13 protein-coding genes are annotated in these 13,921 nt (G+C 66.4%); 3 read left to right on the top strand and 10 right to left on the bottom strand.

What is annotated here, in order from left to right; all coding sequences use genetic code 11:
* Window positions 1–84: 84 nt before the first annotated feature.
* Window positions 85–1,332, top strand: a complete 1,248-nt coding sequence (locus EJC49_RS23395) for a multidrug effflux MFS transporter (protein WP_126702349.1) — start codon at window positions 85–87, stop codon at window positions 1,330–1,332.
* Between the two features lie 18 nt (window positions 1,333–1,350).
* On the opposite strand, the gene EJC49_RS23390 is transcribed toward EJC49_RS23395, so the two are convergent.
* From EJC49_RS23390 to EJC49_RS23360, 7 genes are all read right to left on the bottom strand, one after another.
* Window positions 1,351–2,178 carry an inositol monophosphatase family protein gene (locus tag EJC49_RS23390; protein WP_126702348.1) on the bottom strand — a complete coding sequence of 276 codons (828 nt, stop codon included), beginning with the start codon at window positions 2,176–2,178 and terminating at the stop codon, window positions 1,351–1,353.
* Complete coding sequence (ttcA, locus tag EJC49_RS23385; protein WP_126702347.1) at window positions 2,168–3,049, bottom strand: tRNA 2-thiocytidine(32) synthetase TtcA; 882 nt, start codon at window positions 3,047–3,049, stop codon at window positions 2,168–2,170. The genes EJC49_RS23390 and ttcA overlap by 11 nt, the downstream gene beginning before the upstream one ends.
* The gene (locus EJC49_RS23380; protein WP_126702346.1) at window positions 3,046–3,225 is read right to left on the bottom strand and encodes a hypothetical protein; all 180 of its coding nucleotides are present in this window, start codon (window positions 3,223–3,225) and stop codon (window positions 3,046–3,048) included. The genes ttcA and EJC49_RS23380 overlap by 4 nt, the downstream gene beginning before the upstream one ends.
* A gap of 94 nt (window positions 3,226–3,319) precedes the next feature.
* Window positions 3,320–3,937 (bottom strand): 30S ribosomal protein S4, encoded by a 618-nt coding sequence (gene rpsD / locus EJC49_RS23375; protein WP_126702345.1) that lies wholly within the window; start codon window positions 3,935–3,937, stop codon window positions 3,320–3,322.
* Window positions 3,938–4,236: 299 nt separating this feature from the next.
* Window positions 4,237–4,935, bottom strand: coding sequence for an SH3 domain-containing protein (locus tag EJC49_RS23370; protein ID WP_170314853.1), 699 nt, complete (start codon window positions 4,933–4,935; stop codon window positions 4,237–4,239).
* Between the two features lie 395 nt (window positions 4,936–5,330).
* Window positions 5,331–6,152 carry a glutamate racemase gene (gene murI / locus EJC49_RS23365; protein ID WP_126702343.1) on the bottom strand — a complete coding sequence of 274 codons (822 nt, stop codon included), beginning with the start codon at window positions 6,150–6,152 and terminating at the stop codon, window positions 5,331–5,333.
* Window positions 6,145–6,984 (bottom strand): RNA methyltransferase, encoded by an 840-nt coding sequence (locus EJC49_RS23360; protein WP_126702342.1) that lies wholly within the window; start codon window positions 6,982–6,984, stop codon window positions 6,145–6,147. The genes murI and EJC49_RS23360 overlap by 8 nt, the downstream gene beginning before the upstream one ends.
* 144 nt (window positions 6,985–7,128) lie before the next feature.
* On the opposite strand from EJC49_RS23360, the gene EJC49_RS23355 reads away from it, so the two are divergent.
* A complete protein-coding gene (locus EJC49_RS23355) occupies window positions 7,129–7,518 on the top strand; it encodes a TfoX/Sxy family protein (RefSeq protein WP_126702341.1) in 390 nt (129 codons plus the stop codon).
* Here EJC49_RS23355 and EJC49_RS23350 read toward each other — a convergent pair.
* Window positions 7,504–8,403, bottom strand: coding sequence for an alpha/beta fold hydrolase (locus tag EJC49_RS23350; RefSeq protein ID WP_170314852.1), 900 nt, complete (start codon window positions 8,401–8,403; stop codon window positions 7,504–7,506). The two genes, EJC49_RS23355 and EJC49_RS23350, sit on opposite strands and share 15 nt — an antisense overlap.
* Before the next feature lie 217 nt (window positions 8,404–8,620).
* Here EJC49_RS23350 and EJC49_RS23345 point away from each other — a divergent pair, with 217 nt between their 5' ends.
* Window positions 8,621–9,832 carry an NADP-dependent isocitrate dehydrogenase gene (locus EJC49_RS23345; RefSeq protein WP_126702339.1) on the top strand — a complete coding sequence of 404 codons (1,212 nt, stop codon included), beginning with the start codon at window positions 8,621–8,623 and terminating at the stop codon, window positions 9,830–9,832.
* Window positions 9,833–9,935: 103 nt separating this feature from the next.
* Here the strand turns inward: EJC49_RS23345 and alaS are convergent, their stop codons facing one another.
* On the bottom strand, window positions 9,936–12,596 hold the full coding sequence (gene alaS / locus EJC49_RS23340) for an alanine--tRNA ligase (RefSeq protein WP_126702338.1): 2,661 nt from the start codon (window positions 12,594–12,596) through the stop codon (window positions 9,936–9,938).
* A gap of 191 nt (window positions 12,597–12,787) precedes the next feature.
* Window positions 12,788–13,873 (bottom strand): recombinase RecA, encoded by a 1,086-nt coding sequence (recA, locus tag EJC49_RS23335; RefSeq protein ID WP_126702337.1) that lies wholly within the window; start codon window positions 13,871–13,873, stop codon window positions 12,788–12,790.
* Window positions 13,874–13,921: the final 48 nt, after the last annotated feature.

Genomic DNA, 13,921 nt, shown 5'->3' with positions numbered 1-13,921 from the left:
AGTCATTCGGGGCGATCAGTCGAAGATGCGCCGAAGCCGGCGCGTCTTCTTTTTTTGTTTGTGTGGAATCTGGACGACGACGCCATGGACCAGACGGTATCCCCCTCGCCCTCGAAGGCGCCTCTGCTGACGATCCCGCGCTGGGAGTTCATCGCGATCACCGCCGGTCTGATGGCGCTCAATGCGCTGGCGATCGACATCATGCTGGTCGCGCTGCAACAGATCGGCATGAGCCTCGCGGTCGAGGACGAAAACGCGCGACAGCTGGTCGTCACGGCCTATGTGATCGGCTTTGGTGTCATGCAGCTGGTGTTCGGACCGATTTCCGATCGCTACGGCAGGCGCATTCCGCTGCTGGTCGGGCTTGGCGTCTACGTGGTGGCCGCTTTCGCCTGCGCGTTCGCGCCGAGCTTCACGATCCTTCTCGTCATGCGCTTCGTCCAGGGGCTGGGCGCAGCGGCCACGCGGGTCATCGCCGTGTCGCTGGTGCGCGACGTCTATGGCGGGCGGGCCATGGCCGAGGTGATGTCGCTCGTCTTCATGGTCTTCATGGTCATCCCGGTCATCGCGCCGGGCATCGGCCAGTTCATCATGCTGTTTTCCGACTGGCCGATGATCTTCGTGTTCATCGGCGTGATGTCGCTCGCCTTCACCATCTGGACCGGGCTGCGCCTGCCCGAGACGCTGCCCCTGTCGCAGCGCCGCCCCTTCACCGCCAAGGTCATCCTCGAGGCCTTCCGCATCGTCCTGACCGAGCGGGTCGCGATCTGCTACACCATCGCGATGACGGCCGTGTTCGGCGCCCTGTTCGGCTTCATCAACTCGGCTCAGCAGGTCTATGTCGGCATCTACGACGTCGGCGAGATGTTCCCGCTCTATTTCGCGCTGGTGGCCGGCCTGATGGCGGTCTCGTCCTTCCTCAACGCGCGCATGGTCGGGCGCTTCGGCATGCGCAGGCTGGCACACGGCGCCCTTTTGGGCTTCCTCGCCGTCACCGCGCTGTCCTTCGGGCTGAGCCTGCTCGGACCGATACCGTTCTGGCTGTTCCTGACCCTCTTTGCGATCGCCATGATGCAGTTCGCCTGGATCGGCGCCAACTACAACGCGCTCGCCATGGAACCTCTCGGCCATGTCGCCGGAACGGCATCCTCGGTCCAGGGCTTCCTGCAGACCGTCGGCGGCGGCGTGGTCGGCGCGCTGATCGGCCAGGCCTTCGACGGCACGGTGGCGCCGCTCGCCGGCGGCTACTTCTTCGCCGCGCTCATCGCGCTCGTCATGACGTTGATCGCCGAGAAGGGCCGCCTCTTCCGGTCGCAGAACGCGCCGGTCTGAGTCGTCCCCTCGGGGCGCTCAATCGGCCCACAATTCGCGGCGCAGTTCCGTCCAGCTGTCGCGGTCGGGCGCGACGAGCAGCCCGCCGTCCAGATGCTCGGGACGGTAGACGCTGCCGTCCAGCCTTGCCACATGCCCGCCTGCCTCCATCTGGATCAGCGTGCCGGCCAGGTGGTCCCAAGGCATGAGCTTGTTGTAGACGACGAAATGCGCGTGGCCGCTGGCGATGAGCCGGTATTCGTGCGCCGAACAGCGATAGGCGATCTGCGACAGGGCCTTGGCGTGGTTGCGCGCCAGTCTCGAACGATCGGGCTCGGCGAAATACTGCCACGACGCACTGCCCGTCATCTCCGACAGCGGCGCCGCGGCCGCCGCGCGGACGGCGGTCTCGCGACCATCGGCATGGCGCAGGCGGGCGCCGCCGCCGCGCACCGCGATCATGCAATCGCGCCCCATCGGATCATGGATCAGGCCGGCCACGGTCTCGCCCCTGGCCACGACGGCCAGGATCACGCCGAAGAGCGGCACGCCGGCCGCGAAGTTGAAGGTTCCGTCTACGGGATCCAGCACGAAGGCGAGATCGGCCGCGCCCAGGCCGCCGAGCAGCGCGGGCCTGTCCGAACAGGCCTCCTCGCCGATCACCAGCGCGCCGGGATAGCGTTCGGACAGCCGCTCCGTCAGGAAGCGTTCCGCCTCCACGTCCGCATCGGTGACGAGGTCGATGGCGCTCGTCTTGCGGCGAACCTCGCCGGTCCCCAGTCGCCGGAAACGCGGCATGATCTCGCGGCGCGCCGCCTCGTCGAGCAGGTCCGCCAGCCAGTCGACGTCCCTGTCGTCAAACCGCACTGGCGGGCTCCGCCTTGCCGCGCCTGTCGTCGAGACCGGCGAAATCGAACATCGTCGCATCGAGCAGATGGCTCGGGCGCATGTTGCCCAGCGCCCGCAACATCGTGTCCTTTCGGCCGGGCATCCGGCTCTCGATCTCGGCCAGCATCGCCTTCATGGCGTTGCGCTGCAGGCCGTCCTGGCTGCCGCAAAGATCGCACGGGATGATCGGAAAGCGCATCGCGTCGGCAAATTTCGTCAGGTCCGCCTCGTCGCAATAGGCAAGCGGCCTCAGCACCATCACGTCGCCCTCGTCGTTGAGCAGCTTCGGCGGCATCGCTGCCAGCCGGCCGCCGTGGAAGAGGTTCATGAAGAACGTCTCGAGGATGTCGTCGCGATGATGGCCGAGCACCAGCGCCGCGCAGCCCTCCTCGCGGGCGATGCGGTAGAGATGGCCGCGCCGCAGGCGGGAGCACAGCGAGCAGTAGGTCTTGCCCTCCGCAATCTTGTCGGTCACCACCGAATAGGTATCCCGATACTCGATGCGGTGCGGTACGCCGAGCGAGGCGAGATAGTCCGGCAGCACCTGCTTGGGAAAGTTGGGCTGGCCCTGGTCGAGGTTGCAGGCGAGGATCTCGACCGGCAGAAGCCCGCGCCATTTCAGGTCGAGAAGCAGGGCAAGCAGCCCGTAGGAATCCTTGCCGCCGGACAGCGCCACCAGCCAGCGCTCGCCCGGCCGCACCATCGAAAAGTCCTCCAGCGCCTGGCGGGTGTTGCGCAGCAGCCGCTTGCGCAGCCGATTGAACTCCACGGTCGACGGGACCGCGAGGAACATCGGGTGACAGACATCCCCAGCGTCCGCCTGCTCCGCCGGCCCCACATGCGTGTTCATGGATAGATTTTCCCACTCTCGATCAGCTCGAACCCCTTGATCTCGAAGACATAAGGGTTGCCGTCGGCCTTGAGGACGCGCGCGACGAACAATCCCGAATCGTCGAAGAAAATCGCCTGGACCGTATGGAGCGGCCGAAAGCAGAACGTGTCGTCAGGGTAGATGAAGCGGACCACGGACGCGTTCTCCTTCGCCATCTCGCCGTCGGGATAGCACAAAGCAAAACGCCCGGCACGGGGCCGGGCGTTCGAAAGGCATGATGCTGACAACTCAGCGCGAGTAGAACTCGACGACCAGGTTCGGTTCCATCTGGACCGCGTAGGGCACGTCGCCGAGACCCGGAACGCGCGCGAACTTGGCGGTCATCTTGGAGTGATCGGCCTCGACGTAGTCCGGCACGTCGCGCTCGGCGAGCTGGACCGCCTCGAGCACGATGACCAGCTGCTTCGACTTCTCGCGAACCTCGACGACATCGCCCGGGCGGCAGCGATAAGAGCCGATGTTCACGCGACGGCCGTTCACGTTGACATGGCCGTGGTTGATGAACTGGCGAGCCGCGAAGATGGTGGGCACGAACTTGGCGCGGTACACGACCGCATCCAGGCGCGACTCCAAAAGGCCGATCAGGTTCTCCGAGGTGTCGCCGCGCATGCGGTTGGCTTCCTCGTAGACCTTGCGGAACTGCTTCTCGGAAATGTCGCCGTAATGGCCCTTCAGCTTCTGCTTGGCGCGCAGCTGCAGACCGAAGTCCGAAAGCTTGCCCTTGCGGCGCTGGCCGTGCTGGCCGGGACCGTATTCGCGCTTGTTGACCGGCGACTTCGGACGGCCCCAGATGTTTTCGCCGAGACGACGGTCGATCTTGTACTTTGCGGATTCGCGCTTGCTCATCGCATTCCCTTTCGAATGAAACGATCCGGAGACGTCGCCGTCCCGGACGAAGGAAACGCGCCCTCCTCTGGTCCCCGTTTTCGGAACCTGACAGGATTGCCGCGCAGCGATGCGGGCCATCCACGGGACACGTCAATTGAAACACCGGCCCTTGCGGACCGGTGCTGAGGCGGCTTCATAAGGGGCCTGACCGTCGTTGTCAACGCCGCGAAACGCGTTGTCTTTGAAAACCGGTGAGCCCGGTGCCCGACCATTGCGCGACCGTCTCGCCGGTGCGGCGCATGCGTGTTTCGCGCCGGTCAGGACGCCCGGCCGCGAACGAAGCTCTTGTAGATGTAGCCCGTGCGGCCTTCATAGCTGATCTTGCACCACTGGTCGCAGTCGATGACCGAAACCTTGGCCTGGCGAGGAATCACCATCATCACGCCATGCTTGGCCCCCGGGCCCTTGCGCATGTTGACCGGCGCGTTGACGGAGACCGTGCGGGTTTCGTCGTCCACCTGCGTCGGGAGTTCGGCCGGCAGCACGATCTGCATCGGGCGGCGCGTCGCCGAGGCATCGTCTCCATAGGCGGACATGCCACGGTCGTTTCCGGCATAGGCGAGCAGATCCGATCCACCCTCGTCGACCTGAGCCGCCTTTTCGACGATCAGTTTCCTGACGGCCTCGAGGGCCGGCGATCCCTGCCTCGTTTCAGCCCGCGCCCAGCGCGGATCGTCCTTTCGGGGAATGTCGGCAACGCGGGCGCTCTTGGCGGCCGGCGCAGCGGCGACGGTCGGCGACACGGGCGCTTCGGGTTGCGCGGGACTGGATGCTTGCTGCACGGTCGCCGGCGCCTCGGCCGCGACCACGGCCATCGTCTCCGGCTCGACCTCCGCGGAGACGCTCCGCGTCGTGGCATCCCGGTCCGCCTCGGCCACGACGACGTTTGTGGCGCCGACATCGCCCTGGGGAATCATGAAGACCAGGGCGCCACCGAGGAAGACCACGCTTGCCATGGCGATCGCCACGACGGCTTTCGGGGGGCGAGCGGCCCTTCCGGGGCGATGCTGCGGCAGGAAAATCGCAACAGGCTTTTCCTGTTCCGTCATGAATACCGGGCGGCCTGTGCCGCCTTGTGCGTCCGTTTGACCAGTCACGTGCCCTCTCCAGGCAAGCTTGTCGACACTCCGTCCCGTAGCGCCCCAGCTAGCGTCGTCAGGTTGATGTCCGGCCACCGCCAGATTCACATGGCGTTAGCCTGCCCTGTGGATGGCCTGTCTGGTAGCCGAATGTGGCGATGATTTGTTGAGCCGCCACCGGAGGCATCCGTAGCGGCTTTTGGGCGCTACAGGGCCGACACTAATTGTGACGCATTGAGACATGGCGTGAAAACGACAGCCAAACCAGTCATTTAGACCGTCATCGCCTCCATGACGGAAAGGCCGAAGCCCTGCATGAGTCGGCGCGTCGCCGGGTCCGCCGCGTTCGACGTGAAGATCGCGATGTCATCGCCTTGCGGGTCGAGGCGATCCGGCCTCGTCGCCAGTGCCGGGGAACCGGCCAGGAGCGAGAGCGCCCGACGGGCGATCGCCTCGGCGGGGTCGAGCCAGTCCACCGGCCAGGGCGCGGTCTTGCGCATGCGGTTGACCAGGAATGGATAATGCGTGCAGGCCAGAACGACGATGTCGGTGCGCCGCCCGTCCTGCTCGACGAAGCAGGGCTCGATCTCGGCGCGCACGGCCTCCTCGTCGACAAAGCCTTCGCGCATGTAGGCTTCGGCAAGGGTCGCCAGCCGGTCGCTGCCCACCAGCCGCACATGGCACCGGGCCGCCCATTCGCGAATGAGGTCACGCGTGTACTGGCGCTTCACGGTGCCGGGCGTGGCGAGGACCGAGACGAGGCCGCTCGCGGTGCGCTCGGCCGCCGGCTTGATGGCGGGAACCGTGCCGACGAAAGGCGTGTCCGGATAGGCCGACCGCAGGTTGGACAGCACGAGCGTGGACGCCGTGTTGCAGGCGATCACCGCGACGTCCGGATCATGCGCGGCCAGCAGCCGGCCGAAGAGCTCGACGACATGCGCATTGAGCGCCTGTTCATCCCAGGCGCCATAGGGAAAGGCGGCGTCGTCGGCGACGTAGACGAAACGCCGGTCGGGCATCAGCACCCGCGCCTCGCGCAGGACGGTGAGCCCGCCAATGCCCGAATCGAACATCAGCACGGGGCGTCTATTCATCCGCATCATCCCTGAGCGCCGCGCGGTCGGCCTCTGCCTTCCGGTCGGGATAGCCCGCGCCGCGCGGCTCCTTCGGCGAAAAATAGTCGAGCGACGACAAGACGCCGCGCAACACCCTGATCTCGGCTTCGGCAAAGCCCGGGCGCGTGAACACCGAGCGCAGATTGTCCAGCATCTTGGGCTTCTTCTCCCGCGGCCGGAAGTACCCGCGCACGTCCAGCGCCCGCTCCAGATGCCCCATGAAGGAATTCAGGTGCTCCTTGGCGGCGGGCTCCACCGCCGGCCCGCGGAAATTCGTGTCCGTCTCCTTGTCGAGCCCGGCCTTGGTCCATTCATAGGACATCAGCAGGACGGCCTGCGCGATGTTGAGCGACGAGAACGCCGGGTTGACCGGAAAGGTCACGATGACGTCGGCGAGCGCCACTTCCTCGTTCGACAGGCCGAACTTCTCGCGGCCGAAGATGATACCCGTACGCTGGCCCAGGCCGGCGCGCCCGCGCAGTTCGCGCCCCGCCTCGACCGGTCCATGCACCGGCTTGAACCCGTCACGCGGGCGCGCGGTGGTGGCATAGACGAACGTCAGGTCGGCAATGGCCGCCTCGAGGGTGTCGAACACCACCGCATCGTCGACGACATGGTCGGCGCGGCTTGCCGCCGCCCGCGCCTTGTCGTTGGGCCAGCCGTCGCGGGGATTGACCAGGCGCAGTTCAGCGAGCCCGAAATTGGCCATGGCGCGGGCCACCATGCCGATGTTCTCGCCCAGTTGCGGCTCCGCCAGGATGATGGCCGGTCCGGCGGGCATGGGCGTGTCGGCGCTGTCGTCTCGGTTCATGCGTCACTTCGGCGGGCTGAAGTCGGTTGGCAGGAGATGTCGGCAAGCAGGTCGGCCAGCATGGCCTGCGAGTGGTCCCCGTTTGCGGCATTCTCGCGTCCCTGCCATATTCCGCCCCCAAAATGAAGCTTTGCGAGTGCCGCCATGACGAACGAGCTTGCCGAGCGCATCCGCTCCATCCTCGAGGGGGACCCGAACGTCGGCGAGATCCGCATGTTCGGCGGCGTCTGCTTAACCCTCAACGGCAACATGCTGGTGGGATCGATGAACCGCGGCGACCTCCTGGTTCGCGTCGGCGCCGAGCGAGAGGCAGAGGCGCTTGCGCGCCCCGGCGCCTCCCGGATGGACTTCTCCGGACGGCGGATGACCGGTTTCGTGGTGGTGGCGAACGACGCCGTTGCCGAGGACCACGCGCTGGCAGGCTGGATCGCGACGGCCACCGCCTTCGTCGGTCCCCTGCCTGAGAAGCTGAAGGCCGACAAGGCCGCAAAGCCGAAAAAGACCAAGGCCGCCCGACGGTCAGCCTCGCTGTAGAAACGCCCGCATCGCGGCTGCCACGTCCTGCGGCCGCTCGTGCAGGATCCAGTGGCCCGCGCCCGCGACGCGCTGGACCGTGAGATCGGGCGCGTAACGCGCCAGGCCTTCGAGACAGACCGGCCGCAGCGCCTCGTCGGCCTCTCCCCACAGCACCAGATGCGGAACGCGGACCGACACCCGTTCGGGCGCCACCGCCAACAGCGGCGCATCCGACACGGTCTCGCCGGGCCGGGGAACGACGATCGGCGAGGAACTGTACCAATGCAGCATCGCCTGCATCGCGCCGGGCTGGCTCCAGGCGGCGCGGTATCCGGCGGCGGCCTCGGGCGTCATCCAGTCGGTGCGCGAGAAGCCGGCGAGCATCTTCATGGTGCGGGCGAAGTCGTTCTCGGCCATGCGCGCGGCCGCGTCGGGCGAGCGGAGCACATGAAAATACTGGCTGGCGGCCCGCTGGCCCTCGTCTTCCAGAATGGCGCGCTGGAAGCAGACCGGATGCGTGCCATTGGCAATGACGAGATGCGTCAGGCGATCGGGATGCGCGAAGGCATAGGCGTAGGCGACCGACGCCCCCCAGTCATGGCCGGCGAGCACGAAGGGACGGGCGGGCGACAGATGGTCGGCCAGCCGCGCCAGATCCGCCACCATGTTCTTCGTGCGGTAGGCCGCCTCGCCCTCGGGCTTGAAGGACAGGTTGAACCCGCGCTGGTCCGGCGCGACCACGAAGAAATCGTCCGCGAGCGTCGCCATCACCGCGCTCCACGCCGCCCAGTACTCGGGAAAACCGTGGAGGAACAGGATCAGCGGCCGGGACGGGTCTCCGGCGCGCGCATAATGCAGGCGCCCCTCGCCCACATCGACGAAATCGAAATCGAAGTCCGCCATCCGCCCGTCCTCCCACGCGGCCGAATCCGCCGCCGGCCCCTCACCGCAAGCACTATGGGCATCGCCGGCTCTCCTGTCCAACAGGGCGCAAAGGCTTGCGGCGCTTCGATTTTGGTAGCGTTTGCGCGGTCCGGTACGCTTTGCTATAGCGTGCCGCATTCCTTCAACCGCGGGGCAAGTTGACCGTCCCGCCTCCCCGAACGCGAGGCTTATCCCGATGTCGAAAATCAAGGTGGACAATCCCGTCGTCGAACTCGACGGCGACGAGATGACCCGCATCATCTGGCAGTACATCAAGGACAAGCTGATCCACCCCTACCTCGACGTCGACCTGAAATATTATGACCTCGGCATCGAGCACCGTGACGCGACCGACGATCAGGTGACGATCGATTCGGCCAATGCGATCGCCAAGTACGGCGTCGGCGTGAAGTGCGCCACGATCACACCCGACGAGGCGCGCGTCGAGGAGTTCGGGCTCAAGAAGATGTGGCGCTCGCCCAACGGCACGATCCGCAACATCCTCGGCGGCACGATCTTCCGCGAGCCGATCATCATGAAGAACGTGCCCCGCCTCGTGCCCGGCTGGACCAAGCCGATCGTCGTCGGCCGCCACGCCTTCGGCGACCAGTATCGCGCCACCGACTTCCGCTTCCCCGGCAAGGGCAAGCTGACCATCAAGTTCGTCGGCGAGGACGGCCAGACCATCGAGCACGAGGTGTTCGACGCACCGGGCTCGGGCGTGGCCATGGCCATGTACAACCTCGACGACTCGATCCGCGACTTCGCCCGCGCCTCCCTGAATTATGGCCTGCTGCGCGGCTGGCCGGTCTATCTGTCGACCAAGAACACCATCCTCAAGGCCTATGACGGCCGCTTCAAGGACATCTTCCAGGAGATCTACGAGAAGGAATTCGAAGCCGAGTTCAAGGCGAGGAAGATCTGGTACGAGCACCGCCTGATCGACGACATGGTGGCGGCGAGCCTGAAATGGTCGGGCGGCTACATCTGGGCCTGCAAGAACTACGACGGCGACGTGCAGTCCGACACCGTCGCCCAGGGCTTCGGCTCGCTCGGCCTGATGACCTCCGTCCTGATGACGCCCGACGGCAAGACCGTCGAGGCCGAAGCCGCGCACGGAACCGTCACCCGCCACTACCGCCAGCACCAGAAGGGCGAGGAGACGTCGACCAACTCGATCGCGTCGATCTTCGCCTGGACCCGTGGTCTCGCTCACCGCGCCAAGCTGGACGACAACGACGCGCTGAAGCGCTTCGCCGACACGCTGGAGAAGGTCTGCGTGCAGACGGTCGAGTCGGGCTTCATGACCAAGGATCTCGCGCTTCTGATCGGTCCCGACCAGCCGTGGCTCTCCACCACCGGTTTCCTCGACAAGATCGACGAGAACCTGCAGAAGGCGATGGGCTGACATCCGTCAGCGCAAACGACAAAAGAGGCCCGCGGCGCTCGCCGCGGGCCTCTTCTTTTAAGCCGCCGCCGTCAGGCCACGCATCGTCGGCGCGGCCGCCGTCTCAGGCGGCCAGCGCCTTGCGGACCGCCTCGATCGCTTCGGCGCCGCGGCTTCCGTCGGGACCACCGGCCTGCGCCATGTCGGGTCGGCCGCCGCCGCCCTTGCCGCCGAGGGCTTCCGACGCCACGCGGACCAGGTCGACGGCGCTGAACCGGCCGACGAGATCGGGCGTCAGGCCGACCACCACACTCGCCTTGCCTTCCTCGTCGACGCTGACGAACACGACGACGCCCGATCCGAGCGAGGCCCTGCCCTCGTCGGCGAGCGGCTTCAGGTCCCGCGCGCCGACGCCATGGACCACCTTGCCCAGGAAACCGATTCCGTTCACCGTCTCGGCGCCTTGCCCGGTGCCCTCGCCGGCGCCGCCCAGCGCCAGCTTCTTGCGCGCCTCGGTCAATTCGCGCTCGAGCTTGCGGCGCTCGTCCACCAGCGTCTCCACCCGGGCCACGACATCGGACGGGGCGACCTTGAGAACGGCTGCCACCGTCTTCAGCCGGCGGTCCTGCTCGTCGAGATGACGGCGCGCCGCTTCTCCGGTCAAGGCCTCGAGACGGCGCACCCCCGCCGCCACCGCGCCTTCGGAAACCACCCGGACGAGGCCGATCTCGCCCGTGGCGGCGACATGGGTGCCGCCGCAGAGTTCGGTCGAATAGGATTTCCCGGCCTTGTCGCCCTGGAGGGCGGTGCCCATCGACACGACGCGCACCTCGTCGCCATACTTCTCGCCGAACAGCGCCATGGCTCCCTCGGCGATCGCGTCGTCGACGGCCATCAGCCGGGTCGTCACCGGACTGTTCTGGAAGACGATGGCGTTGGCGAGCGCCTCGACGGCTTCCAGTTCCTCCGCCGCGATCGGCTTGGGATGGGAGAAGTCGAAGCGGAGCCGGTCGGGCGCCACCAGCGATCCCTTCTGGGCGATATGGGTGCCGAGCGTTTCGCGCAGCGCCTCGTGCAGGAGATGGGTGGCCGAATGATGGGCGCGCAGGCCGGCGCGGCGGGCATGGTCGACCTGCATCGCGACGGCGGCACCGGTCTTGACCACGCCGCTCTGCACGGTGCCGGTATGGACGAAAAGGCCATCGACCTTCTTTTGCGTGTCGGTCACGACAAACCGGAAGCCCTCGCCGTCGAACGTGCCGGTGTCGCCCTGCTGGCCACCGGACTCGCCATAGAAGGGCGTCTGGTTGACGACGATCTGGACCGTTTCGCCTTCGGCCGCGCTTTCGACCGACGCGCCGTCGCGGACGATCGCCGCAATCACACCTTCGGCCGTCTCGGTGTCATAGCCCAGGAATTCGGTGGCGCCGACCTTGTCCTTGACCGAGAACCAGATCGTCTCGGCCGCCGCCTCGCCCGAGCCCGCCCAGTTGGCGCGTGCTTCCGCCTTCTGGCGCTCCATGGCGCTGTTGAAACCCTCCGTGTCGACCGAGATGCCGCGCTGGCGCAGCGCGTCCTGCGTCAGGTCGAGCGGAAAGCCGTAGGTGTCGTAGAGCTTGAACGCCGTCTCGCCGTCGAGCCGGGCGCCCTCGCCCATGCCTTCCGTGGCGTCGGACAGCAGGCCGAGGCCGCGCGTCAGGGTGGTGCGGAAGCGCTTCTCCTCGAGCTTCAGCGTCTCCGTGATCAGCGCCTCGCCCCGCACCAGTTCCGGATAGGCCTGACCCATCTCGCGTACCAGGGCCGGCACCAGCCGCCACATCAGGGGCTCGGCCGCGCCGAGGAGCTGCGCGTGGCGCATGGCCCGGCGCATGATGCGGCGCAGCACGTAGCCGCGCCCCTCGTTGGACGGCAGCACGCCGTCGGCGATGAGGAAGCTCGTGGCGCGAAGATGGTCGGCGATGACGCGGTGGCTCGCGCGGTTCTTGCCCTCCGCCGGGACGCCGGTCGCCTCGACGGACGCCCGGATCAGCGCCTTGAACAGATCGATGTCGTAATTGTCGTGCTCGCCCTGGAGGACCGCCGCGATGCGCTCCAGTCCCATGCCGGTGTCGATCGAGGGGCGCGGCAGCGCGACACGCTCCTCTTTGGTCAACTGCTCGAACTGCATGAAGACGAGGTTCCAGATCTCGATGAAGCGATCGCCATCCTCGTCCGGGCTGCCGGGCGGTCCGCCGGCAATGCCCTCGCCATGGTCGTAGAAGATTTCCGAACAGGGACCGCAGGGACCGGTATCGCCCATCGCCCAGAAATTGTCGGACGTCGGAATGCGGATGATGCGGTCGTCGGACAGGCCGGCGATCTTCTTCCAGTGCTGCGCCGCGTCGTCGTCGGTATGGTAGACCGTGACGAGCAGGCGCCGGGCGTCGAGGCCGAACTCCTTGGTGATCAGGTTCCAGGCGAGCTCGATCGCCACGTCCTTGAAATAGTCGCCGAACGAGAAGTTGCCGAGCATCTCGAAGAAGGTGTGGTGGCGCGCGGTATAGCCGACATTGTCGAGGTCGTTGTGCTTGCCGCCGGCGCGCACGCATTTCTGCGACGTCGTGGCGCGCGAATAGGGCCGCTGCTCGATCCCGGTGAAGACATTCTTGAACTGCACCATGCCGGCATTGGTGAACATGAGCGTCGGATCGTTGCGCGGAACGAGAGGGCTCGACGCGACGACCTCATGACCATGCTTCCGGAAATAGTCGAGGAATGCCGACCGGATTGCGTTGACGCCACTCATTACGTTGCCTTCTCTAGGAAAACCGGAGATGCCCGGAAGCCGAACGGCTTCTTATCGACTGGCCGCGCGGGTGTCCAGAATGACGGCGACACCGTCTCGGCCCGCGTCCGCAAGACGCGAAAGGCCGCCGATCGAAGGAACGGCGGCCCTGGCCTTCATGAAACGCGCAACCCGATCCAGGCTTGCCCGGCTCAGGCTTCCTCGGCCATGTCGCCGTCGTCGTCTTCCGGTCCGCCGTCGAGAAGCTTCTCGGCGATCAGGCCCGCGCTCTGCCGCAGCGCCAGCTCGATCTCGTTGGCGAGTTCGGGATTGTCCTTCAGGAACTGCTTGGCGTTCTCGCGTCCCTGGCCGAGACGCTGGGAATTGTAGGAGAACCAGGCGCCCGATTTTTCGACGATGCCGGAGGTGACGCCGAGATCGACGAGCTCGCCGGTCTTGGAGATGCCCGATCCATAGACGATGTCGAACTCGACCTGCTTGAAGGGCGGCGCGAGCTTGTTCTTCACCACCTTGACGCGGGTCTGGTTGCCCGTCACTTCGCCGCGCTCCTTGACCGAGCCGATGCGGCGGATGTCGAGGCGCACGGAGGCATAGAACTTGAGCGCATTGCCGCCCGTGGTCGTCTCGGGCGAACCGAACATGACGCCGATCTTCATGCGGATCTGGTTGATGAAGATGACCATGGTGTTGGAGCGCGAGATCGAGGCCGTCAGCTTGCGCAGCGCCTGGCTCATCAGGCGCGCCTGGAGGCCCGGCAGCGAATCGCCCATCTCGCCCTCGATTTCGGCGCGCGGCGTCAGCGCCGCCACGGAATCGATGACCAGCACGTCGATGGCGCCCGAGCGCACCAGCGTGTCGCAGATTTCCAGCGCCTGCTCGCCCGTATCGGGCTGCGAGATCAGAAGGTTCTCGAGGTCGACGCCCAGCTTGCGGGCGTAGATCGGATCCAGCGCGTGCTCGGCATCGACGAAGGCGCAGATGCCGCCCTTCTTCTGCGCCTCCGCCACCGTGTGCAGCGCCAGCGTGGTCTTGCCCGAGCTTTCCGGCCCGTAGATCTCGATGATGCGCCCCTTGGGCAGACCGCCGACGCCGAGCGCGATGTCGAGGCTGAGCGACCCCGTCGAGACCGTCTCGATCTCCACGATCTGCTCGTTGCGGCCGAGCCGCATGATCGAGCCCTTGCCGAAGGCGCGCTCGATCTGCGACAGCGCCGCGTCCAGAGCCTTGCTTTTGTCCACCGATTTTTCCTCGACCAGCCGCAATGAGTTCTGAGCCATGATACATTACCCCTCGATCGTCAATGAAGTCCGGCCGGTTTGCCGTCT

It is taken from the genome of Aquibium carbonis, from assembly GCF_003970795.1.
GTDB lineage: Bacteria > Pseudomonadota > Alphaproteobacteria > Rhizobiales > Rhizobiaceae > Aquibium > Aquibium carbonis.
The sequence above is the reverse complement of the archived record's forward strand: the minus strand, read 5'-3'. Positions and strand labels throughout refer to the sequence as shown.